We start from the raw sequence: 21,912 nt of genomic DNA on the forward strand, positions 1-21,912 counted from the left end.
CATGCACGTACTGGCCACCGCGGGACACGTCGACCACGGCAAGTCGACGCTGGTGCGGGCACTGACCGGCATGGAGCCCGACCGGTGGGCCGAGGAGCGCCGCCGGGGCATGACGATCGACCTCGGGTTCGCTTGGACAACGCTTTCCTCGGGCGAGACGGTCGCGTTCGTCGACGTTCCCGGGCATGAGCGCTTCGTGCCGAACATGCTCGCCGGCATCGGACCGGTGCCCGCGGCGATGATCGTCGTGGCGGCGGACGAGGGCTGGATGCCCCAGTCGGCCGAGCACCTCGCGGCGCTGGCGGCCCTCGACGTACGCCATGGTCTGCTCGTCGTCACCCGCAGCGACCTCGCCGACCCCGCTCCCGCGCTGGCGGACGCCCGCGCCCGGATCGCCGCGACACCGCTGGGCGCCGTGCCCGCCGTCGCGGTCAGCGGGCTCACCGGCGAGGGGCTGGACGAGCTGCGGACCGCCCTCGACGACCTCATCGCCGCCCTGCCCGCGCCCTCGCTCGACGAACCGGTGCGGCTCTGGATCGACCGCGCGTTCACGGTCAAGGGCGCGGGCACCGTCGTCACCGGCACGCTCGGCGCCGGCGTTCTGCGCACGGGTGACGAGCTCGCGCTCGGCGACACAGTGGTCCGCGTACGCGGTCTGCAGTCGCTCGGCACTTCCGCCGACTCCGTCGAGGCCGTCGCCCGCGTCGCGGTCAACCTGCGGGGCACTCCGCGCGACGACGTGAGCCGAGGCGACGCCCTGCTCACGCCCGGCCGGTTCCGTCCCACCGACCTGGTCGACGTCCGCGTGCACGGCGACGCCGCCGCGGACCTGCCCGCAACGATGACCCTGCACGCCGGGTCGGCAGCCGTTCCCGTACGCGTACGCCCCCTCGGCCCCGACACCGCCCGGCTGCGCCTCAACCGCGCCCTGCCGCTGCGCATCGGCGACCGCGCCCTGCTGCGCGATCCGGGCCTGCACCACGTCGCCGGCGGCGTCACCGTCCTCGACGTGGCACCGCCCACCCTGCAGCGCCGCGGCGCCGCAGCCGCCCGCGCCGGCGTTCTCGAGTCGATGACCGGCCGCCCCGACCTGGCCGGCGAGCTGTCCCGCCGCCGGCTGATCCGCGGCGAGACGCTGACCGCGATGGGCGTACCGCTGACCGGGTCCGTCTCCCCCGTGGCCGGCGACTGGTACGCCGATCCCACCCACTGGGCATCGCTCGGTGAGCGCCTGCCCGCCGAGGTCACGTCGTACCTGCGCGAGCATCCCCTCGAGCCCGGCATGCCGATCGACGCGCTGCGGCACCGCCTCGGCCTGCCCGACCGCACCCTCGTCACCGCGCTGGTCCGCGCACCGCTGCAGCTGCGCGGCGGCCGGGTCGCCGCGGCGCAGTCGGGGCCGCCGGAGGAGCTCGTCGCGCTGGTCGCCAAGGCGTTCGACGGGCTCGGCCCGTTCGAGGCCCCCGAGGCGTACGACCTGACCGCGCTCGGCCTCGGCCCGCGTCAGCTGGCCGCCGCCGCCCGCACCGGCCTGGTGGTCCAGCTGTCCCCCCAGGTGGTGCTGGCGGCGGGCGCCGTGGAGGCGGCGGGCCGGGCGCTGGCCGCGATCCCCCAGCCGTTCACGCTCAGCGAGGCCCGGCGCGCCCTCGGCACCACCCGCCGCGTGGCGGTGCCGCTGCTGGAACTGCTCGATCGCCGTACGGTCACCGAACGTCTACCGGACGACCGCCGCCGCCTGCGCTGACCTCAGCCGCGCCGGGACCCGAAGGCGCAGCGGTGTCCAAATCGGATCGGCCGCCTCGGTGGGCGTGAAGGCTCAGGACCAGGGCGGTGATCGTCGCCGCGGCGAGCCCCGGATCATGCCAACTTCGGGGCGCCCGCGACCGCGGTGACCTCCACCTCGAGCACCGCCCCCGGCAGGAACAGGCGGCTCACTTCGACGGTCGTGCTGGCCGGCGGGCGCCCCGCCTCCGCCGCCGGGAAGAGCCGCCGCCGCACCGCCGCGTAGGCCGGCAGGTCCCCCAGGTCGGTCATGAACGTGCGGATGAACAGCACGTCCGCAAGGCTCGACCCGTGCGCCTCGAGCAGCCCGGCGACGATCTCGAAGATCCGCTCCGCCTGCGCGCCCGCGTCCCCCGGCGCCACCACCTGTCCCGCATCGTCCACGGCGACCTGCCCGGCCAGCATCAGCAGCGCTCCGCCGGCCACATCCACCCGGGCCACGTGCGCGAACCGGTCCCCGAACGGCGCCGCCACGCCCGGCGGGTTGTCCAGACTCATCTTCACCATGCCGGCGACGCTAGGCCCCGCCGCCCCATGCCCCTAACGAATGTCCGGCATGGCTGCCATGCTTGCCCCTCATGGACACCGTGCTGCTCGAGGTCTTCCGCACCGTCGCCCACCTCGGCTCGATCTCCGCAGCCGCCCGGCGCCTGCAGTACACACAGTCCGCCGTGTCCCGCCAGATCGGCGCCCTCGAGACCGAGCTCGGCGCGCGCGTTTTCGACCGCCTGCCGCGCGGCGTCACGCTCACCGAAGAAGGCCGCACCCTCCTGCCCCACGCCGACGCCATCCTCGACCGCCTCACCGACGCCCGCCGCGCCGTCGACGACCTGCGCACCCTGGGCGCCGGCCGCCTACGGGTAGGCGCTTTCCCCACTGCCGTCGCCGCCCTGGTTCCCCGGGCCCTCGCGCGCTTCCGGAAGGCGTACCCCGAAGTCGCCGTCAGCCTCGTCGAGGGCCTCACCCCCACCTTGCTGAAAGGCCTTTCCGACGGCGACGTCGACGTCGCCGTGGTCAGCTCGTCCCCCGCCGGCCCGGTCGACCCCACCCGCTTCCACCTGCGGCACGTCCTCGACGAGCGCTTGCTGGTGGCCGTCCCTCGGACCCACCCGCTAGCCCGCCGCCGCACCGTCCGCCTGACCGACCTCGCCGCCGACCCTTTCATCGCCGGCTCCGCCGACGCCGAGGAAACCCTGCTGCGCGCCGCCCTGCATTCGGGCTTCCGCCCTCGCATCGACATCGTCGCCGCCGAGTGGACCGGCAAGCTAGGCTGCGTCGCCGCCGGCCTCGGGGTGGCCCTCGTCCCCGCCCTAGCCATGCGCACCAAGCCCGCCGACATAGCCCTGCTGCGCCTGCACAAAGACGACGCCCCCGTACGCCGCATCTCCGCCGCCACCCCCACCGACCGCGCCGACTCCGCAGCGGTACGGGCTTTCTTACCCCTGCTCACCGCCGCAGCCGACTCCCTCTGGACCAGATAGGGCGGCCCTCCGGCCGGGCAGGCGAAACGAGAAGCGGAGGCGGACGGGAATCGAACCGGCCTGGCCCGGATGCCGAGCCACAGCGGTTCTGAGACCTAACTGGATGCAAGTGCCCACCCGCGTCAACGTGTTGTACTGAACCTTCGTTGCCACGGATTTGCCGCAGTTAAGTCGGAAGAGGGGCGGCGTGGTCCCTCGCAGGCATCCGACAACGAGATCGTTACTGATCTAACTTCATTGCCGCGGACGCCGAGGCCAAGGCCCATTTGCCTCGGGCCTTGGGCCGTACCGACGGAAAATCCATTCATGGCGACGCTCGTCTCGCTCATGCTCCCGTCGCGCCGCGTCGAGCCGTTCATCATGGCGGCGTTCACAGTTATCGCACTTCCGGGCGTCTTTCGGGAGCTCTTCGTCTGGGACGAATGTCGCGTTCGTGAGGTCGTGGCCGCAGATGGCGCCAGTAGCGAGCCGACTTGGTCTATGAGCCACTGGCCAGCGTTCGGGGCCAACGGTCGGCTTCTTCCGTTCGACTACCGCCCACCGCATCAGCTTCACCTTAGACACGGGCTTCCCGTCGACAGCAGCCTGACCGAGTTGAGTACTTCTACCACCCGTCTTGTTAGCGCCTGCACTATTTCTTGCATATAGGTAACGACGGCATCTACGCCGCGGAAAGCGTTTACTTCCAAGCCTGGTCGGCATATCCGATCACGCTTATTCCTGCCGCCCATGCAGCTCCAACGTCGGTGAGCGAGTCGCCGATCAAGGTGCAGTCAGCGGGCTTGGGGTCGCAGCTTGGTCGCAGCTGCCGGCAGGATCTCCGGGTCCGGTTCATCTGATGTGGCTCGATGATTCGGACGCCCGAGCGTCGTTAAGACGTGCGCGGCAAGGCTGCGACTTACCAGTTACCTTTCGACTGCGACGGGCAGGAGCACCTGGCGCGGCGCCGGATCGCTGACGCGCTGGGCCTGCCGCAAGCGACCAAACCTGAGGGGAAGATTCGCCGCGTATCTGCCGCAGCTCCTGAGACGCAGTGGGTTGCGGTGGGTACCAGTGCGACAGCGACGCCCATGCGCGAGAACCCGGCCGAGCGGTGAAACACCAGCTCAGCCGGGGTTTCCGACCGATCAGCGGAGGCGGACGGGAATCGAACCCGCCTGGCCCGGATGCCGGGCCACACCGGTTTTGAAGACCGGGAGGGGCACCAGCCACCTGAACGCCTCCGTTGGTCAGCCTAGACGCCCCGGCGGGCGCCACCCGCGGCGGCGTGCCAGAGTGGTCGGTGTGACGACCACGGATGCGCCCCGGCTGACCCAGTACGCGCACGGCGGCGGCTGCGCCTGCAAGATACCGCCCGGGGAGCTGGAAGCGGTGGTGGCGGGGCTGGTCGGCACGGGCACGCCGAAGGGGCCCGGCGAGCTGCTGGTCGGCCTCGACGATGGGGACGACGCGGCCGTGGTGAGCCTGGCCAACGGCACGGCGGTGGTGGCGACCGCGGACTTCTTCACGCCGGTGGTGGACGATGCGTACGACTGGGGTCGCATCGCGGCGGCGAACGCCCTGTCCGATGTGTACGCGATGGGGGGCACGCCGGTCGTGGCGGTGAACCTGCTCGCGTGGCCGCGCGACCTGCTGCCGATGGAGCTCGCGGCCGAGGTGCTGGCGGGCGGGCTGGCGATCGCGCGGGAGGCGGGGTGCCACCTCGCGGGCGGGCACAGCGTGGACGACCCGGAACCCAAGTACGGCATGGCGGTCACCGGCATCGCCGACCCGGAGCGGCTGATGCGCAACGACGCGGCCGTCGCGGGTGTGCCGCTCACGCTGACCAAGCCGCTCGGCATCGGTGTGCTCAACAGCCGGCACAAGGCGACCGGTGAGGTGTTCCCGCAGGCGGTCGACGCGATGACCACGCTCAACCTGGCGGCCGCGGCGGCGGCGCTCAGGGCCGGCGCCCGCAGCGCGACCGACGTGACCGGCTTCGGCCTGCTGGGCCACCTGCACAAGCTGGCCCGCGCCAGCGGCGTCACCGCCCGCATCGAGGCCTCCAAGGTCCCGTACCTCGACGGCGCGCGCGAGGCCTTGAGGGACGGCTACGTGAGCGGCGGCACGCGCCGCAACCTGGACTGGGTACGTCCGCATCTGAACGCCGCGGTTTCCGAGGACGAGCTGCTGCTGCTCGCCGACGCGCAGACGAGCGGCGGGCTGCTGGTGGCCGGCGAGGTGCCGGGCTACCCGGTGATCGGCGAGCTGCTGCCGGGCCGCGCCGACGGCACGACCCTCGACGTGCGGGGTTGACTTCGAGTGCACTCGAACTGAAAAACTCGGCCCATGGCGAACGGACTCACCGTCGGCGAGGCGGCCGAGCTGGTCGGGCTCACCGTGCACACGCTGCGCTGGTACGAGCAGGAGGGCCTGGTCGCGCCCGTGGAGCGCGACACCGCGGGCCGCCGCCGCTACTGCGAGGACGACATCGGCTGGCTCAAGCTGCTGATCCGCCTGCGGGGCACGGGCATGCCGGTGCGCGACATGCGCCGCTACGCCGAGATGGTGCGCGCCGGCGACCACACCATGGGCGAGCGGCTGCAGCTGTTCGTCGAGCACCGCGAACGGGTCCTCGCGCACATCGCCGAGCTCCAGCAGGACCTCACCATGCTCGACTACAAGATCGCCTACTACGGCGACATGGCCCGTCAGGCGGAGGAGGCGGCGGTCAGGACGGGCCGTTGACCTTCCGACCGCCGGACTCGGCGAGCCGCTCCCGCTGCGGCACGACGGTGTAGCGCGGGTCCTTCGCCGACTCGACGCCGGCCTCGAACACCCCGAACCGGGTCAGCAGCGAGCCCGCCAGCAGCGACACCCCGGCGAGCGCCGACACGACCCGGCTGCGCCGCCCCACCACGGCCCCGACCGCCCCGGCCACCGTCAACGCGCGCGCGGCCTTGAGCAGCTTGCCCGGCCGGCCCTGGTGATAGGGCTCGCTGACCAGTCCGTACGCGGTCTCGACCCGATGCCCGGCCGCCAGCTCGACCGCGGCGCCGATCGCCGCCATCCGCACCGCCGGCCGGCCCGGCGCGGCGATCAGCCCGACGCCGGCGCCGCTGGCCAGGGCGCTGCCCGCGAACATGAACGGCAGGTCCGGGTACACGGCGTTCCAGCTCGGCACGGCGGTGTCGGCGAAGAGCACCGCGGTGTACGTCGCCAGGCCCGGCGCGAGCGCGGCAGCGCCGTACCCCGCGGCGGCGCCCACCGGCGGCAGCACCCGCCGCGCCAGCCCGAGCACCCCGTCCGACGGCAGGAACGGCGCGACCTCGGCGGCCGCAGCCACCGCCGCGGCGCCGCCGAACGCGCTGAGGATCCACGTGCCCACCGACATCGGCGAGGTCGGCTTGGCCACCCGCAGCATGTGGTGGAAGCGATCCGGCCGGCCGAGGTCCTTGATGAGGAAGAACGTGCTGGCGCCCAGCGCGCCCAGCGAGGTGGCCCGGCCCGCCAGGCGCAGCGCAGGGTTGCCGGAGGCCTGGCCGCCGGCCGCGAGCAGCGAGGAGCCCGCCGCGAGACCGCCGGTGAACAGGTAGATCGCGATGTCGTGGGTCCACACCGGCGGCCGCACGATCGGCCGGCCGTAGTAGGACTGGAAGTCGGCCTTGGGCACCATCGAGCGGTCCCCGCGGCCCCCGCCGCGCTTGCCGCCCTTGTCGCGCACCGGCCCGCCGGACGCCTCGTCGCGGGCCAGGCCGCTGCCGGGGCGACCGGCCGGCGGCGGGGACAGCGACTCGTCGCGCTGCTGCTCGGCTTCCTCGCGGGGCCTCACCGGCGCCTCCCGGCGAACGCGACGAACGCCGTGGCGGCCATCGTCAGAGCGGCCAGCCCGGCACGCTTCCACATGGCGGGCAGGTCGCGGGTCGGCACGTGCGGGTCGGGCGGCAACCCGTACACCTCGGGCTCGTCGAGAAGCAGGAAGAAGGCCCCGTCGCCGCCCACCCCGTCACCGGGGTCGTTGCCGTAGAGCCGGGCCTCAGCCATGCCCTGCTCGTGCAGCGTGTCGACCCGCTTCTGGGCGCGTTCGCGCAGCTCGTCGAGCTCGCCGTACTGGATCGACTCGGTGGGGCACGCCGTCGCGCAGGCCGGCATGAGCCCGTCGCCGATCCGGTCGTAGCAGAGCGTGCACTTCCAGGCGCGGCCGTCGTCCTCCCGCCGGTCGATGACGCCGTACGGGCATCCCGACACGCAGTAGCCGCAGCCGTTGCAGATGTCGTCCTGCACCACGACCGTGCCGAACTCGGTGCGGAACAGCGCGCCGGTCGGGCACACGTCGAGGCAGCCCGCGTGCGTGCAGTGCTTGCACACGTTCGACATCATCAGCCAGCGGAAGTCGCTGCGCGGCGCCTCGTTGACGCGTCCGGGCAGGTCGGACATCGGCATGCCGAGGAACTGGGTGCCCGCCGTGCCGGCCGCGGCCAGCGCGTCGACGGCGGGCTGGATGCCCGGCTCGGTGCCCGTGTCGGCGGCAGTCTGCGCGGCGATCACGTTCGTGGCCGGGACGGACGTCGGGCCGACCGGCAGCCCCGCGAAGGCGCCCGGCGAGTCGGTGCCGGCGCCCGACGACGACCTGGGCTGCTCGATGAACGCCACGTGCCGCCACGAGTTCGCGGTCAGGCCGCCGGTGTTGTCGTACGAGTGGCCGAGCAGGTCGAACCCGTCGTCCGGGATCGCGTTCCACGTCTTACAGGCGACCTCGCACGCCTTGCAGCCGATGCACACCGACGTGTCGGTGAAGAACCCCATCCGCGGGGGCGCCTCGGTGTATCCCGCGTCGGGCGCCGGGTCGAGCGGCCCGTAGAGACTATTGCTGCCCATCTGCGTCCCTCGGCGTCTCGATCGGCGTGCGGTGGTCGGGGGTGAGCCCGGCCCGGTCGCGGTAGCCCTGCACGAACTCCAGCAGCTCGGGCCCGGTGGGGCGGCGTCCCGGCTGGATGTCGCAGGTGCCCACCTTGCTCTCCTGGATGAGCACGTTGGGATCCAGCGTGATCCCGATCAGGTCGTTGGCCGAGTCGCCGGTGACCAGGCCCTCGCCGCCCCAGTGGTACGGCATCCAGATCTGGTGCACGATCCGGTCGTCGATGCGCAGCGGCGCGAGCCGGTCGGTGACCATCACCTTCGCCTCGATCGCCGCGCGGGCGGTGACGACGTGCGCCCAGCCCATGTGCTCCAGGCCCCGCTCGGCCGCCAGCTCCGGCGACACCTCGACGAACATCTCGGGCTGCAGTTCCGAGAGGTACGCCAGCTGGCGGCTCATGCCGCCGGCCGTGTGGTGCTCGGTGAGGCGGCTGGTGCTGAAGACGTACGGGAAGACCTCGGCGTGCCGCTCGGGCGGGCTCGGGTTGGTCAGGTTGTCCGACCGCTCGTACACCTTGCGGGTCGGGTTCGCCTGCTGGCCGTAGAGCGGGTTGCGGATCATCGACTCGGCGGGCTCGTAGTGCGTCGGCATCGGGCCGTCGATCAGCCCGCTCGGCGCGTACAGCCAGCCCTTGCCGTCGCCCTGCATGATGAACGGGTCGTCGCCCGAGATCGCGTCGACCCCGGTGGCGCCCTCCGGCGGCCGGTAGGACGGCGGCTTCTTCTTCTCGAAGTCGGGCACGTCGTCGCCGACCCACTCGCCCTTGGCCTCGTCCCACCAGACGTACTTCTTGCGCTCCGACCACGGCTTGCCGTCCGGGTCGGCGGAGGCGCGGTTGTAGAGCGTGCGGCGGTCCGACGGCCACACCCAGCCCCACTCGCGGGCCACGTAGTCCTGCTCGCGGCCGGGCTTGCGCCGCGCGGCCTGGTTGACGCCGTCCTTGTAGACGCCGGTGTAGATCCAGCAGCCGCCCGAGGTGGAGCCGTCGGGCTTCATCTCGGTGAAGGTGCTCAGCAGCTTGCCGGTCGTCAGGTCGTACCCGTTGATCTCCTTCAGGATGTCCTCGCCGCTGGGCTCCTGCAGCTCGCCGTGCAGCTCGTAGTCCCAGGTCAGGTTCTGGATGCCCGCGTCGCGCGGCAGCGTCGACGAAGCCAGCCGCTCCCGGATCTTGCGGCCCAGGTGGTAGAAGAACCACAGCTCGCTGCGCGCGTCGCCCGGCGGCTCGACGGCCTGCTCGCGCCACTGCAGCATGCGCTGCGTCTGGGTGAACGTGCCCGCCTTCTCGGCGTGCGAGGCGGCCGGCATGAAGAACACCTCGGTCTTGCACTGCTCCGGCACGATCTCGCCGGTGCCGACCTCGGGCCCGTTCTTCCAGAACGTCGCGCTCTCGATCAGGAACAGGTCGCGGACGACCAGCCAGTCCAGGTTGGCCATGCCGAGGCGCTGCGCCTTGCCGTGCGCCGAGCCGACCGCGGGGTTCTGCCCGAGCAGGAAGTACCCCTTGATCTTGCCGTCGATCATGTCGAGGACCTGCTGGTACGTGCCGTGGTCGCCGGTCAGCCGGGGCATCCAGCCGTACCCGTAGTCGTTCTCCGCGGTCGCCGCGTCGCCCCAGTACGACTTGAGCAGGCTGACCGCGTACGCCTTGGCGTTGGCCCAGAAGCCGGACTGCTCCGGATGCCGGATCGCGTCGATCCACTCGTCGAACGTCTGGTGCTGCTTGTAGTGCGGCATCGGCAGGTAGCCGGGCAGCAGGTTGAACAGCGTCGGGATGTCGGTGGAGCCCTGGATGCTGGCGTGCCCGCGCAGCGCCATCACGCCGCCGCCCGGCCGCCCCATGTTGCCCAGCAGCAGCTGGATGATCGCGCCGGCGCGGATGTACTGCACGCCGACGCTGTGCTGCGTCCAGCCCACGGAGTAGACCAGCGCGGTCGTCCGCTCGCGGCCCGAGTTCGCCGTCCACGCCTCGCAGACCTCGAGGAACTTGTCCTGCGGGACGCCGCAGAGCCGCTCGACGACCTCCGGGGTGTAGCGGGCGTAGTGCCGCTTGAGCACCTGGTAGACGCAGCGCGGGTGCTGCAGCGTGGGGTCGCGGGGCACGTCCGCGGGGATCGGCGGGCCGTGCGACTCCTGCTCCAGCCCCGAGGCGGTCTCGCGGTCGGCGTGCGACTCGTGGCCCTCCTGGCCCTCCTCCTGCTGCCCCTCGTACTGCCAGCTGCCCTGGTCGTACACGTTCTTCTCGGAGTCGTAGCCGGAGAACAGCCCGTCGAGGTCCTCGGTGTCCCGGAAGTCCTCACTGACGATCATGGACGCGTTGGTGTACGAGACCACGTACTCCCGGAAGTCCTTCTCGTTGCTGAGGATGTAGTTGATCACGCCGCCCAGGAACGCAATGTCGGCACCGGCGCGCACCGGCAGATAGGTGTGCGCGAGCGCGCTCGTCCGCGTGAAGCGAGGATCGATGTGGATGACCTTCGCGCCGCGCTTCTTGGCCTCGACGACCCACTGGAAGCCCACCGGGTGCGCCTCGGCCATGTTCGAGCCCTGGATGACGATGCAGTCGGCGTTAGCCAAATCCTGGAGGAAGTTGGTGGCCCCGCCACGGCCGAAGGAGGTCCCCAGACCGGGGACGGTGGCGGAGTGTCAAATACGCGCCTGGTTCTCGATCTGAATGGCGCCGATCGCCGTGAAGAGCTTCTTAATCAGATAGTTCTCTTCGTTGTCCAGCGTCGCGCCGCCCAGGCTCGAGATGCCCAGCGTGCGGTTGAGGGGCCGACCCTCGTCGTCGGTGTCCTGCCACGTCGTGTCGCGCGCCGACAGCACCCGGTCGGCGATCATGTCCATCGCCGTGTCGAGGTCGAGCTCCTCCCAGTCGGTGCCGTACGGCCGCCGGTAGAGCACCTTCTGCTGCCGCCGGTCGCTGGTCACCAGGCTCAGGCTCGCCGACCCCTTGGGGCACAGCCGGCCGCGCGAGATCGGGCTGTCGGGGTCGCCCTCGATCTGGACGACCTTCTCGTCCTTCACGAAGATCCGCTGCCCGCACCCGACCGCGCAGTAGGGACAGACCGACTTGGCCACCTTGTCCGCGGTCTCGATGCGCGAGGTGAGCGCCTTGGACTTCTTCGACTGAGCCGCGGCGCCCCGCCCCAGCGGGTCGGTGCCCGTCAGCTGCCGGTAGACCGGCCAGCCCTCGATCCACGTTTTGACGCCCACGATCCGACCCTAATCCAGCCCCCGGCGGTCCGCACCCCGGGCCGCGATGATCCGTCAGATCGATCGTCCGCCTTTGCGTGCCGGCACGCCGCGGGAACGCGATACTGGGGCGGATGGCCGGTCCCGAGCGTCCCGTGGAGATGCGGCGGTGCCCCCGATGCGGGCATCCGACGCGGGCCGACCGCATGGTCAAGGGCTACGGCAAGGAGTGCGCCGCCCAGCTCGGGCTCACCGGGCGCTCGGTCGACGTCGGCCACGAGGGCCCCGACCTGCTCGACCTGCTCCACTCCCCCGGCGACGAGGCCACGGCCGCCGGCGCCGAGCCCGCCGACGAGTGCGACGGCGCCGACCGCCCCGCGGATGCCCCCGCGACCTCGGACAACGTCTTCTGACGGGCGGCGCCGCGCGATCAGCCGATGCCGGCCGCTTGCCACCCGGCGAGCACGAGCAGGCCGAGAGCTGCCGGGGGCCACGGCCACCAACGGCCGGGTCGACCGGCCCGGCGAAAGGCCATCAGCAGGCAGAACGACCCCGCCAGGAAGGCGGCGGCCGCCGTCGTCCACAGCACCCGCTGCTCGGGACGCCAGCACGACACCGGCGGACACGGGCCGGTGGCCGGGCCGGTTAGGGCGGGCAGCCAGTATCACAGCAGGTAGAGGTCGAACGCCAGCGGCAGGACGGCGACGACCGCGAGCGGGACCAGCACGACTCCACGACGAGAGATGCTCACCGCGCCATAGTGGCGGCGCGGGGCGAGGCGGTGTGACGAGGGTCGCCGCGGTGGGCGTTGACCTCAACCGAGGTTGAGGTTTTAACGTTGCAAGCCGGTCTCGGCCCCAGCGGAAGGAAACACAGCACCTCATGGAGCGCCCCCTGCGCGTCGCCGTCGTCGGAGCGGGTCCGGCCGGCATCTACGCCGCCGACATCCTGACGAAGGCCGCCCCGAACGCCACGGTCGACATCTACGACCGGCTGCCCACCCCGTACGGGCTGATCCGGTACGGGGTGGCGCCCGACCACCCGCGCATCAAAGAGATCGTCGTGGCGCTGCACCACGTGCTCGAGGAGCCGCGGATCCGCTTCATCGGCAACGTCGACTACGGCGTCGACGTGAAGCCCGAGGAGCTCGACCAGTTCTACGACGCCACCGTGCTGGCCACCGGCGCCGACCGGGACCGTGGGCTGGACATCCCCGGGATCGACCTGCCGGGCAGCTTCGGGGCCGCGGACTTCGTCTCCTGGTACGACGGCCACCCCGACGTACCGCGGGACTGGCCTCTGACCGCGTCGAAGGTCGCCGTCATCGGGGCCGGCAACGTCGCGGTGGACGTCGCCCGCATCCTCGCGAAGACCGCCGACGAGCTGCTCGAGACGGAGATCCCCGACAACGTGCACCGGGGGCTGCTGGCGAGCCCGGTGACCGACGTGCACGTGTTCTCGCGGCGCGGGCCCGGCCAGGTCAAGTTCACGCCGATGGAGCTGCGCGAGCTCGACGAGTCGCCAAACGTCGAGGTCGTCGTGCACCCCGAGGGCATGGAGTTCGACGAGGGCAGCCTCGCCGCCATCCGGGCCCGGCGCTCGCTCAAGATGTGCGTCGACACGCTGCAGAACTGGTGCGCCCGCGAGCCGCGGGGCCGCGCCCGCCGGCTGCACCTGCACTTCCTGCAGGCGCCGGTCGAGATCCTCGGCACCGACCGGGTGACCGGCCTGCGCACCGAGACCCAGGAGCTGATCGGCGACGGCACCGTACGGGGCACCGGCGAGTTCACCGACTGGGACGTGCAGGCGGTGTACCGCGCCATCGGCTACCTCAGCCGCCCGATCGCCGACCTGCCGTTCGACCACGTCACCGGCACGGTCCCGCACGAGGCCGGCCGCGTGCTCGACCTCGACGGCGAGCGGGTGCCCGGGCTGTACGCCACCGGCTGGATCAAGCGCGGCCCGGTCGGGCTGATCGGCCACACCAAGAAGGACGCGAACGAGACGATCACCAGCCTGCTGGCCGACGCCGACGCGCTGCCGCCCGCGACCCACCGCGACCCGGCCGACGTGCTCACCCACCTCGACCGGCGCGGCCTCGGCTACACCACCTGGGCCGGCTGGAAGAAGCTCGACGAGCACGAGATCGGCCTGGGCTCGCCGCACGGCCGCAAGCGCATCAAGGTCGTGCCGCGCCAGGAGATGATCGACATCAGCAACGCCGTCTAGGCCGCGACCGGGCGGGGCTCCAGCACGATCACCACCGACTCGGTGGACCGCAGGGCCGCGTACGCGTCGAGTTTCTCGTCGAACTCCCGCCACCGCGCCCAGAGCCTCGCCCGCTCGTCGCCCACCGCCTCCCGGGCGCGCACCGCCCGGACGCCGTCCGGCAGCTCGACGGTCGCCTCGGGGTGTGCGCGCAGGTTGAGCCGCCAGGCCGGCTCGCCCTCGCCCCACCCGTTCATCGACAGCAGCACCAGGTCGGGCCCGTCCTCGAAGTACGCCAGGATGACCGACCGTTCCCGCCCGCTGCGCCGCCCGAGCGTGGTCAGCCGCAGCGTGCCCCATTTCGTCGCGCGGGGCCGCCACAGCCCGAGCCGCCCGCCGCTGATCCGGTAGATGCCGCGGTGCACCGCCCACGCGCCCCGGACGAACCACCGGGGCGGCACGCGTACCCTCCTCGCACTCTCCATGGTGGAACGCTAGCCACCGTCCGCAACCATGGACGTCATGAGCGGTGACGACCCGGCAGCACGGCAACGGCGGTTCTGGGACGACGCCGCCCCCACCTACGACCGGCAGATGGCGTTCCTCGAACGGCGGCTGTTCACCGGCGGCCGCGAGTGGCTCGGCGAGCGCGCCCGCGGGCGGGTTCTCGAGGTCGGCGTCGGTACGGGCCTCAACCTGCCGCACTACCCGCCAGGCACCACGATCACCGGCGTCGACCTGAGCCCCGGCATGCTCGCCCTGGCCCGCCGCCGCGCCCACGACCTGGGCCGCGACGCCGACCTGCGCGAGGCCGACGCCCAGCACCTGCCCTTCCCGGACGAGGCGTTCGACACCGTGGTCTGCGCGCTGGCCCTGTGCTCGATCCCCGCCCCCGCCACCGCGATCGGCGAGATGCACCGGGTGCTCGTGCCGGGCGGCCGGCTGCTGCTGCTCGACCACGTCGGCAGCACGTGGCCACCGCTGTACGCCGCCCAGTGGCTGTTCGAACGCGTGACCGTCCGCCTGGCCGGCGAGCACTTCACCCGGCGCCAGCTGCCGCTCGCCGAGGCGGCCGGCTTCGAGGTCGTCGAGAGCGAACGCCTGCGCGCGGGCATCGTCGAGCGCCTGCACTGCAACAAACCTGCACGGTCAGCTTATTGACCATCATGGATATCAGGCGGACGATTTCCCCTGCCGGGTGCCGGCACGGGCTCCTGCCGGCACCCGGCCGGCGCCGCCGGCGGCTGACCATTCACCGGTGCGGGCGGGCGGAACGTCGATAGCCTGCCCGTGTGGGTGAGAGCTGCGCGGACCGGCGGGGCCACATCATCGTCTGCGGGCTCGACGACGTGGGCCTGCGGACGGTCGAGCAACTGCACCTGGCCGGCGTCCCGGTCGTGGTGGTCGAGGACGACGCCGACCCCCGGCTGGTCCGGGTGGTACGCGGCTGGGGCGTCCCCGTCGTGGTGGGCAGCCCCCGGCTGATCGAGACGCTCGGCGACGCGGGACTGCCCGGCGCGACGGCGGTGATCTGCGTGCTCGCCGACGACCTGCACACCATCGAGGCGGCGCTGCTGACCAGGGAGAACCGGCCGGACATCCGCATCGTGGTGCAGCTGCGCAACCCGGCGGTGGGCCGCGCCCTGTCGGCGCTGTCGGTGTCGGTGCTGGACGTGGCGGGGCTGTCGGCGCCGTCGCTGGTGGAGGCCTGCCTGCGTACCGGGGCGCACGAGCTCGACCTGGAGGGCGACCGGTTCGTCGCGGTGCAGACGGTCGCGGACGTCGGCGGGCCGCTGCGCACCCGCTACGGCGCGCTGGCCCCGCTCGCGGTCGTGGGCGCCGAGGGCCGCGACATCGAGGTGTGCCCGGGACGCGACCACGAGGTGCGGCCGGGCGACGTCGTGACGTTGCTGGGCACCCCGGCGGAACTGGCCGAGGCCGGGCTGGGCGACGCCACCGCCGCGCCGGAGTCGCAGCGACCCGGGCGGCTGCGCCAGAAGTGGCACCTCGCGCAGACCGTGCTCACGGCGGTGGACAGGCGTCTCGCGTACGTGCTGGGAGCGCTGTTCCTGCTCCTCACGTCGGCGGTCGTGGTGCTGCGCGTGGGGTACCGCGACCCGGACGGCAGCCGCATGACGATCCTGGACGCGGCGTACTTCGCGGTCGAGACCATCGCGACGGTCGGCTTCGGCGACTTCTACTTCCGCGAACAGGCGTCGTGGCTGCGCGGGTTCGCGATCCTGCTGATGGTGCTGGGCGTGCTGCTGGCGACCACGTTCTATGCGCTGCTGACCAACACGCTGGTGACCATCCGGCTCGAGGAGGCGCTGGGCCGGCGGCGGCTCACCCAGCTGGCGGGGCACGTGGTGGTGGTCGGGCTGGGCTCGGTGGGCGTCCGGGTGGTGGAGCGGCTCGCGGGCGCGGGCATCGACGTGGTAGTCGTGGAGAGCGACGAGAGCAACAGGTACGCCGACCAGGTGCGCGACGCGGGCGTACCGGTGGTGTTCGCCGACGCCACGCTGCCGCGCACCCTCGACCGGGTGCAGCTCGCCCAGGCCCGCGCGGTCGCCGTGCTCACCAGCGACGACCTGGTCAACCTCGAGACCGGCCTGGCGATCCGCGACCAGCTCGGCGACCGCCGCGAGGACGTGCCGGTCGTGCTGCGCCTGTTCGACCGCACCCTGGCCGCCACCGTCGAACGCAACTTCGGCCTCGGCCTGGCCCGCTCGACCGCCGCCCTGGCCGCACCCTGGTTCGTCGGGGCCGCGCTCGGCCTGGACGTCATCGCCACGTTCTACGTCAGCTCCCAGCTCATGCTGGTGGGCCGCCTGACCGTGGCCCCGGGCGGCGGTCTCGACGGTCTCGCCATGCAGGACCTTTCCGCCCGTACGCGGGTGGTCGCCATCAGCCGCGCCGCGGGCAACGGCCGTCTCGAGCACCCGCCGCGCCGGGACACCCGCTTCGCGGCCGGCGACCGCGCCTACCTGATCGGGCCGTACGAGGAACTCCTCCAGGTCCTGCGCCGGGACACTCTCTCCCCCCAGTCGCTGCCCCACGAAAGCGTCCGCTGAGCGTTTTGGACCGCCGGCTTTCTTGCGCTGGGACGGTCTCAGGTTTCCTCGGATCTCTCGCGCTGGGACGGCCTTAGGTTTCCTCGGATCTCTTGCGCTGGGACGGTCTTAGGTTTCCTCGGATCTCTTGCGCTGGGACGGTCCGGGGCCGAGGGTGCCCGAGCTCGATCGTCAGGCTTGATATCGATCTCGGTCACCCTCGGCCCCGGACCTTGCATGGTGTCCTGCGGCGGCCAGGCGTTGGCTTACTCGCTGCTGGTTGCATGGCCCGGGCGGCGGTCCCCTTGCGCTGAGCGGTCCGGCTGCCGCGCTGTGGTGCCGCCAGGGGATCCCGTCGGGCAGGCCGGCCTTGGTGGGTGGCTGGTGTGACGAACCGCGCCGCTCACGGCCGGCGCTGCGCGCCTAGCGTCACAAGCCCTCACAACCACCCGCCCCCGCGCGGCCTTCGACGCGGGCCCGAGAGTCCGCACTCAACTGGCAGACCCAGAAGGCCGGGCAGGCCAGGCATGCCGCAGGCCAGGCAGGCCGGGTCAGCCGGGTTGGCGAGGTAGGCCCAGCAGGCCCCGCATGCCGGGTAGGCCCGCAGGCCGGGTAGGCCCGCAGGCCGGGTAGGCCCGGTCAGCCGGATCAGCCGGGTCAGCCGGGCAGACCGGGGAGGCGGGGCAGGCCGGCAGGCCCGGCAGGCCCGGGCAGGCCGAACGGCGAGACGGGCCAGGTCGGCCGTGTCGGCCGGGTCGGCCGTGTCGGCCGGGTCGGCCGTGTCGGCCGGGTCAGCCGTGTCGGCCGGGTCAGCCGTGTCGGCCGGGTCGGCCGGGTCGGCCGTGTAGCGGGGTAGGCCGCGTAGGCGACGGAGTGAGGCGGGCGCGGGCGAACTGGCCGCGTAGGGCGGCGGGGTCGGTTGACGGGTGAGCTGGTCGGGTCGGGAGTGATGGTGTGTGGCGCTTGCGACGTCTCTCACCACTAGGCGCGCAGCGCCGGCCGTCAGCGGCGCGGTTAGTCACACCAGCCACCCACCAAGGTCGGCCAGCCCGACGGAATCCCCTGGCGTGCCCACAGCGCGGCAGCCGGACCACCCACCGCAGGGGGACCGCCCACGCCGGCCACGCACAAAGCAGCGAGTAAGCCCCCACCTGGCCGTCACAGGCCCCCATGCAAGGTCCGGGGCCGAGGGTGACCGAGATCGATATCAAGCCTGACGATCGAGCTCGGGCACCCTCGGCCCCGGTCCGTCCCAGCCCAAGAGATCCGAGGAAACCTAAGACCGTCCCACCGCAAGGAAACCGAGGAAACTCAAGACTGAGCAGCAGTCAAAGGCGTAGCGAGATCCTCCAGACTGCGACCCTCAGCCTTGACTCCCAGGACCGCCTCCACCAGCCCGGCAACGATCATCAGGCAAGCACCGATGACGAACGCCAGCACGGTGTCCCCCACCTGCCCGGTCCCGACCAGCTCGGCGAAGAGCAGCGGCCCCGTGATGCCACCGACCGCGGTCCCGACCGCGTAGAAGAAGGCGATGGCCAGCGCCCGCGTCTCCATCGGGAAGATCTCCGAGACGGTCAGGTAGGCGGAGCTGGCCCCCGCGGAGGCGAAGAACAGCACCACGCACCAGCAGACCGTCATCGTGACCGCGTTCAGGGCTCCGGCGCTGAACAGCCACGCCGTGACCAGCAGCAGCACACCCGACAGGACGTACGTCCCGGTGATCATCACCTTGCGGCCGACCGAGTCGAAGAAGCGCGCGAGCAGCAGCGGCCCCGCCAGGTTGCCGACGGCGATCACGGCGAAGTAGTAGCCGGTGCTGCCGGAGGGCACGTCGAAGAACGTCTGCAGGATCTGCGCGTAGCCGAAGGTGATCGCGTTGTAGAGGAACGCCTGGCCGACGAAGAGCGCGAACCCCAGCCCCGCCCGCTTGGGATACTGGCGTACGAGCGTCTTCGCGATCTCGCCGAACCCGATCGTGCGGCGCTGGTGGATGGTGATGTACTTCTCGGCCGGCTCCAGCTGTACGTCGTCCTCGCGCGCGACCGTCTGCTCGACCTCGGCGACCAGCTTCTCGGCCTCGTCGCCGCGGCCGTGGATGAACAGCCACCGCGGGCTCTCCGGGACGTGCCGGCGCACCAGCAGGATGACCAGCCCCAGCACGACGCCGAGGCCGAACGCGACCCGCCAGCCCCAGCTCACCGGCAGCGCGGTGAGGATCGGCACGGTGAGCAGCGCGCCGAACGCAGCGCCGGCCCAGTAGGTGCCGTTGATGACGATGTCGATGCGGCCGCGGTAGCGCGCCGGGATGAGCTCGTCGATCGCCGAGTTGATCGCTGCGTACTCGCCGCCGATGCCGGCGCCGGTGACGAACCGGAAGACGAAGAACCACCACGGGTCGAACGACAGCGCGGTCATCGCCGTGCCGAACAGGTAGACGCCGAGCGTGAGGATGAACAGCTTCTTGCGTCCGAACCGGTCGGTCAGCCAGCCGAAGAAGAGCGCCCCGAAGCAAGCCCCGAGCACGTAGATCGCCGCGCCCAGGCCGGTGACCTGGCTCTGCGTGATGTCCAGGCCGCTGCCGGGCTCGGCGAGACGCCCGGAGAGGTTGCCGACGATGGTGACCTCGAGCCCGTCGAGGATCCACACCGTGCCGAGCCCGATCACGATCATCCAGTGCCATCGGGCCCAGGGCAGCCGGTCGAGCCGCGCCGGCACATTGGTGCGCACTTCTGCCATGCGAGGCGATCTACCCCACGAAACCCTCACGGTAACGCCGTGATCTGCGGCATGATGGCGGAATCGGGTTATCCCCCTGCCGGGCTGGGAACATCAGCCGCGGAGGCCCCCGGCGGGCCTCCACAGTGTTGATACTCACGGCATAATCGGCCTGGCCAGGGTGCTCTACTAGGTGAGACACCGAGCACCGAGGGAGTGGTAATGCAGCGGCATCGGGTGGCAGTCATCGGCGCCGGCTTCGGGGGTCTTTTCGCGATCAGGGCGCTCCGCAAGGCGAACGTCGACATCACGCTCATCAACGGCACGGCTTACCACCTGTTCCAGCCCTTGCTCTATCAGGTGGCCACGGGCGTCCTCTCCGAGGGCGAGATCGCGCCGCCGATCCGCGAGGTGCTGAAGAACCAGGACAACGTCGACGTCAAGCTCGGCTGGGCGCAGCGGGTGGACCCGGACGCCAAGCGCATCTACGTCGCGGGCCCGGGCATCGACTACACGGTCGACTACGACACGCTGATCGTGGCCGCGGGCGCCTCGCAGTCGTACTTCGGCAACGACCACTTCAACGACTACGCGCCCGGCATGAAGAGCATCGACGACGCGCTCGAGCTGCGCGCCAAGATCTTCGGCGCGTTCGAGATCGCCGACCTGCAGACCGACCCCGAGGCGCGGGAGCGCTGGCTGACCTTCGTGGTCGTCGGCGCGGGCCCGACCGGTGTCGAGATGGCCGGCCAGATCGCCGAGCTCGCGCACCGCAACCTGCCGGGGCAGTACAAGCACATCGACCCGCGCAAGGCCCGGATCATCCTGATCGACGCGGTGGGCGCGGTGCTCAACACGTTCGGCGACCGCCTTTCCACGCGCGCGCTGCGCCAGCTGCACCTGATGGGCGTCGAGGTCGAGCTCAACACCAAGGTCGTCAACGTCGACCTGACCGGCATCGAGGTCGACTCCGAGCGCGGCCACCAGCGCATCCCGTCGATGACCAAGGTGTGGGCCGCGGGCGTCGCCGCTCCCCCGCTGGCCAAGCAGCTCGCCGAGGCCGCCGGGGCCGAGACCGACCGCGCGGGCCGGGTCATGGTGCAGCCCGACCTGACCGTGCCGGGGCACCCCGAGATCTTCGTGCTGGGCGACATGATGCACCTGCCCGGCGAGGACGGCCGTCCGCTGCCCGGTGTCGCGCAGGTCGCGATCCAGGGCGGGCGCTACGCGGCCGACGTCATCAAGCGCCGGCTGCGCCGCAAGGACGCGCCGGAGCCGTTCAAGTACTTCGACAAGGGCAGCATGGCCACGATTTCGCGGTTCTCCGCGGTGGCCAGCATCGGCAAGCTGCACCTGTCGGGCTTCATCGCCTGGCTGATGTGGCTGGCCGTGCACGTGGTCTACCTGGTCGGCTTCAAGAACAGGTTCACCACGGTGCTGCACTGGGCGGTCAGCTTCCTGGGCCGCGGCCGGGCCGAGCGCGTGGCGACCGAGCAGCAGGCGTTCGCCAGGCGGGCCATGCAGCAGTTCGGCGACCCGTTCGCCAGCGTCCGGGCCGAGTCCACGTCGACCAGCGAGGACGCCGACACCTCGCTCGGCGACTCCGACGCGACCGCCGTGCCGAGCGGCAAGCACCCGGCCGAGCAGGTCGAGAAGACGGGCGCCCGGGTGCCGGCCGGCAAGTAGCTCAGCCCGGGCGGACGGTGGCCCAGACCATCTTGCCGTCCCGGGTCGGCAGTGCGCCCCACCCCGCCGCGGCGGCCTGCACCGTGCGTAGCCCTTGGCCGCGGACGTCCCACAGGTTGCCGGGCGGGTCGTGGGGCGCTTCCACGAGCCGGGGCATGCGCGGCTCGCGGTCGCTGACGATCAGGTGCACACCGGCGCCGCGCCGCAGCACCAGCGCGGTGAAGGCCGTACGGGCGTGTTCGACGGCGTTGGCCGCGAGCTCGCTCATCACCAGCCGCGCGGGGTAGAGCACCTCGGGCAGACCCCACGCGCCGCACGCCTCGGTCACGAGGTTGCGCGCCAGCGCCGGGCTGTCCGGGTGCGGCGCCAGGTCGATGCGCAGCCGGTCGGTGACCGGCCCGCCGGCCGCCACCGCCGCCTCCGCCCCGGCCAGGTCGTCGAACAGCGGCAGGAAGTTGCGCGCGCCGAGCCGGTCGAGCCGGTTGCCGAGCGCGCTGCCGCGCGGCAGGCAGCCGACCGCCCGCACGGGCGGTTCCATCGAGGCCGCCACCTGGGACACCGTGAGCCACGTGGGCACGCTCACCGCGCGCACGTCGCGGAGGTCGCAGAGATCGACGATCATCGCCGCCGGGTGCTCGCTGAGCACCTTTTTGATGGCCGTGAAAGTTTCCTGGCGCAACGGGTTTCCCCAGGGCCCGCGCACGGTAACCACGGTGACGGCGGTGTCCCAGTCCGCCGTCACGGTCACAGTGCCGATGCCCTCCCGGTGCCCGTGCCGAGAGATTGCATGACGTCCGCGCATGACGAACCAACGAAGGCCCTCCGCAACCGGCCACGGCTGGCCGGTAAACGACTCACCATGTGCGGATATCGGCTATTCACTGCATAAGGGGTACCC

Annotated in this window: 18 protein-coding genes and 1 tRNA gene; 9 read left to right on the plus strand and 10 right to left on the minus strand. The window is 71.9% G+C overall.

Annotated elements, in window-relative coordinates; translation table 11 throughout:
• The first annotated feature begins 1 nt into the window (after position 1).
• Entirely contained in the window at positions 2-1,744 is a 1,743-nt protein-coding gene (selB, locus tag ACSNN8_RS23510; RefSeq protein WP_436651501.1) for a selenocysteine-specific translation elongation factor, read from the plus strand.
• A gap of 113 nt (positions 1,745-1,857) precedes the next feature.
• Here selB and ACSNN8_RS23515 read toward each other — a convergent pair whose 3' ends face one another.
• Positions 1,858-2,289, minus strand: coding sequence for a RidA family protein (locus ACSNN8_RS23515; RefSeq protein ID WP_436651503.1), 432 nt, complete (start codon positions 2,287-2,289; stop codon positions 1,858-1,860).
• 71 nt (positions 2,290-2,360) lie between these two features.
• Between ACSNN8_RS23515 and ACSNN8_RS23520 the strand changes: the two genes are divergently transcribed.
• Positions 2,361-3,263, plus strand: coding sequence for a LysR family transcriptional regulator (locus ACSNN8_RS23520; RefSeq protein WP_436651504.1), 903 nt, complete (start codon positions 2,361-2,363; stop codon positions 3,261-3,263).
• A gap of 679 nt (positions 3,264-3,942) precedes the next feature.
• On the opposite strand, the gene ACSNN8_RS23525 is transcribed toward ACSNN8_RS23520, so the two are convergent.
• Both ACSNN8_RS23525 and ACSNN8_RS23530 read right to left on the minus strand, forming a co-directional pair.
• Positions 3,943-4,098 carry an HAD hydrolase-like protein gene (locus tag ACSNN8_RS23525; RefSeq protein ID WP_436651506.1) on the minus strand — a complete coding sequence of 52 codons (156 nt, stop codon included), beginning with the start codon at positions 4,096-4,098 and terminating at the stop codon, positions 3,943-3,945.
• 295 nt (positions 4,099-4,393) lie between these two features.
• Positions 4,394-4,487 (minus strand) — tRNA-Sec (locus ACSNN8_RS23530).
• Positions 4,488-4,538: 51 nt separating this feature from the next.
• Here ACSNN8_RS23530 and selD point away from each other — a divergent pair.
• Together selD and ACSNN8_RS23540 are read left to right on the plus strand one after the other, a co-directional pair.
• The gene (gene selD, locus ACSNN8_RS23535) at positions 4,539-5,558 is read left to right on the plus strand and encodes a selenide, water dikinase SelD (RefSeq protein WP_436651508.1); all 1,020 of its coding nucleotides are present in this window, start codon (positions 4,539-4,541) and stop codon (positions 5,556-5,558) included.
• A 33-nt stretch (positions 5,559-5,591) separates the two neighbouring features.
• Positions 5,592-5,990, plus strand: a complete 399-nt coding sequence (locus ACSNN8_RS23540; protein WP_436651509.1) for a MerR family transcriptional regulator — start codon at positions 5,592-5,594, stop codon at positions 5,988-5,990.
• On the opposite strand, the gene nrfD is transcribed toward ACSNN8_RS23540, so the two are convergent.
• The 3 genes from nrfD to fdh form a co-directional block, all read right to left on the minus strand.
• A complete protein-coding gene (nrfD, locus tag ACSNN8_RS23545) occupies positions 5,974-6,918 on the minus strand; it encodes an NrfD/PsrC family molybdoenzyme membrane anchor subunit (RefSeq protein ID WP_436651977.1) in 945 nt (314 codons plus the stop codon). The genes ACSNN8_RS23540 and nrfD overlap by 17 nt on opposite strands.
• Positions 6,919-7,070: 152 nt before the next feature.
• Entirely contained in the window at positions 7,071-8,120 is a 1,050-nt protein-coding gene (locus ACSNN8_RS23550; RefSeq protein ID WP_436651510.1) for a 4Fe-4S dicluster domain-containing protein, read from the minus strand.
• Entirely contained in the window at positions 8,107-11,373 is a 3,267-nt protein-coding gene (gene fdh / locus ACSNN8_RS23555; RefSeq protein ID WP_436651511.1) for a formate dehydrogenase, read from the minus strand. Before fdh ends, ACSNN8_RS23550 begins: the two co-directional genes overlap by 14 nt.
• A 113-nt stretch (positions 11,374-11,486) precedes the next feature.
• On the opposite strand from fdh, the gene ACSNN8_RS23560 reads away from it, so the two are divergent.
• Positions 11,487-11,765 (plus strand): hypothetical protein, encoded by a 279-nt coding sequence (locus tag ACSNN8_RS23560; RefSeq protein ID WP_436651512.1) that lies wholly within the window; start codon positions 11,487-11,489, stop codon positions 11,763-11,765.
• 17 nt (positions 11,766-11,782) lie between these two features.
• Here ACSNN8_RS23560 and ACSNN8_RS23565 read toward each other — a convergent pair whose 3' ends face one another.
• Positions 11,783-11,968: a hypothetical protein gene (locus tag ACSNN8_RS23565; RefSeq protein ID WP_436651513.1), complete on the minus strand. Its 186-nt coding sequence runs from the start codon at positions 11,966-11,968 to the stop codon at positions 11,783-11,785.
• Positions 11,969-12,234: 266 nt separating this feature from the next.
• Between ACSNN8_RS23565 and ACSNN8_RS23570 the strand changes: the two genes are divergently transcribed.
• Positions 12,235-13,581, plus strand: a complete 1,347-nt coding sequence (locus tag ACSNN8_RS23570; protein ID WP_436651515.1) for an FAD-dependent oxidoreductase — start codon at positions 12,235-12,237, stop codon at positions 13,579-13,581.
• Here the strand turns inward: ACSNN8_RS23570 and ACSNN8_RS23575 are convergent.
• Entirely contained in the window at positions 13,578-14,045 is a 468-nt protein-coding gene (locus tag ACSNN8_RS23575; RefSeq protein WP_436651516.1) for a nitroreductase/quinone reductase family protein, read from the minus strand. The two genes, ACSNN8_RS23570 and ACSNN8_RS23575, sit on opposite strands and share 4 nt — an antisense overlap.
• Before the next feature lie 37 nt (positions 14,046-14,082).
• Between ACSNN8_RS23575 and ACSNN8_RS23580 the strand changes: the two genes are divergently transcribed.
• Positions 14,083-14,721 (plus strand): class I SAM-dependent methyltransferase, encoded by a 639-nt coding sequence (locus ACSNN8_RS23580; protein WP_436651517.1) that lies wholly within the window; start codon positions 14,083-14,085, stop codon positions 14,719-14,721.
• A 131-nt stretch (positions 14,722-14,852) separates the two neighbouring features.
• Positions 14,853-16,631: an NAD-binding protein gene (locus ACSNN8_RS23585; protein WP_436651518.1), complete on the plus strand. Its 1,779-nt coding sequence runs from the start codon at positions 14,853-14,855 to the stop codon at positions 16,629-16,631.
• Positions 16,632-17,921: 1,290 nt separating this feature from the next.
• Here ACSNN8_RS23585 and ACSNN8_RS23590 read toward each other — a convergent pair.
• Positions 17,922-19,349 (minus strand): MFS transporter, encoded by a 1,428-nt coding sequence (locus ACSNN8_RS23590; protein WP_436651519.1) that lies wholly within the window; start codon positions 19,347-19,349, stop codon positions 17,922-17,924.
• A gap of 201 nt (positions 19,350-19,550) precedes the next feature.
• Between ACSNN8_RS23590 and ACSNN8_RS23595 the strand changes: the two genes are divergently transcribed.
• Positions 19,551-21,014 carry an NAD(P)/FAD-dependent oxidoreductase gene (locus ACSNN8_RS23595; RefSeq protein WP_436651520.1) on the plus strand — a complete coding sequence of 488 codons (1,464 nt, stop codon included), beginning with the start codon at positions 19,551-19,553 and terminating at the stop codon, positions 21,012-21,014.
• 1 nt (position 21,015) lies between these two features.
• On the opposite strand, the gene ACSNN8_RS23600 is transcribed toward ACSNN8_RS23595, so the two are convergent.
• Positions 21,016-21,762: an ATP-binding protein gene (locus tag ACSNN8_RS23600; protein ID WP_436651522.1), complete on the minus strand. Its 747-nt coding sequence runs from the start codon at positions 21,760-21,762 to the stop codon at positions 21,016-21,018.
• Positions 21,763-21,912 lie beyond the last annotated feature (150 nt).

It is taken from the genome of Actinoplanes sp. URMC 104 (assembly GCF_051386375.1).
Lineage (GTDB): Bacteria > Actinomycetota > Actinomycetes > Mycobacteriales > Micromonosporaceae > Actinoplanes.

Bases quoted from the DNA above. Each gene is read 5' to 3' on its own strand.
- selB (WP_436651501.1), top strand. From the start codon at position 2: ATGCACGTACTGGCCACCGCGGGACACGTCGACCACGGCAAGTCGACG.
- ACSNN8_RS23515 (WP_436651503.1), bottom strand. From the start codon at position 2,289: ATGGTGAAGATGAGTCTGGACAACCCGCCGGGCGTGGCGGCGCCGTTC.
- ACSNN8_RS23520 (WP_436651504.1), top strand. From the start codon at position 2,361: ATGGACACCGTGCTGCTCGAGGTCTTCCGCACCGTCGCCCACCTCGGC.
- ACSNN8_RS23525 (WP_436651506.1), bottom strand. From the start codon at position 4,098: ATGAACCGGACCCGGAGATCCTGCCGGCAGCTGCGACCAAGCTGCGAC.
- ACSNN8_RS23540 (WP_436651509.1), top strand. From the start codon at position 5,592: ATGGCGAACGGACTCACCGTCGGCGAGGCGGCCGAGCTGGTCGGGCTC.
- nrfD (WP_436651977.1), bottom strand. From the start codon at position 6,918: ATGGTGCCCAAGGCCGACTTCCAGTCCTACTACGGCCGGCCGATCGTG.
- ACSNN8_RS23550 (WP_436651510.1), bottom strand. From the start codon at position 8,120: ATGGGCAGCAATAGTCTCTACGGGCCGCTCGACCCGGCGCCCGACGCG.
- ACSNN8_RS23560 (WP_436651512.1), top strand. From the start codon at position 11,487: ATGGCCGGTCCCGAGCGTCCCGTGGAGATGCGGCGGTGCCCCCGATGC.
- ACSNN8_RS23570 (WP_436651515.1), top strand. From the start codon at position 12,235: ATGGAGCGCCCCCTGCGCGTCGCCGTCGTCGGAGCGGGTCCGGCCGGC.
- ACSNN8_RS23575 (WP_436651516.1), bottom strand. From the start codon at position 14,045: ATGGAGAGTGCGAGGAGGGTACGCGTGCCGCCCCGGTGGTTCGTCCGG.
- ACSNN8_RS23580 (WP_436651517.1), top strand. From the start codon at position 14,083: ATGAGCGGTGACGACCCGGCAGCACGGCAACGGCGGTTCTGGGACGAC.
- ACSNN8_RS23590 (WP_436651519.1), bottom strand. From the start codon at position 19,349: ATGGCAGAAGTGCGCACCAATGTGCCGGCGCGGCTCGACCGGCTGCCC.
- ACSNN8_RS23595 (WP_436651520.1), top strand. From the start codon at position 19,551: ATGCAGCGGCATCGGGTGGCAGTCATCGGCGCCGGCTTCGGGGGTCTT.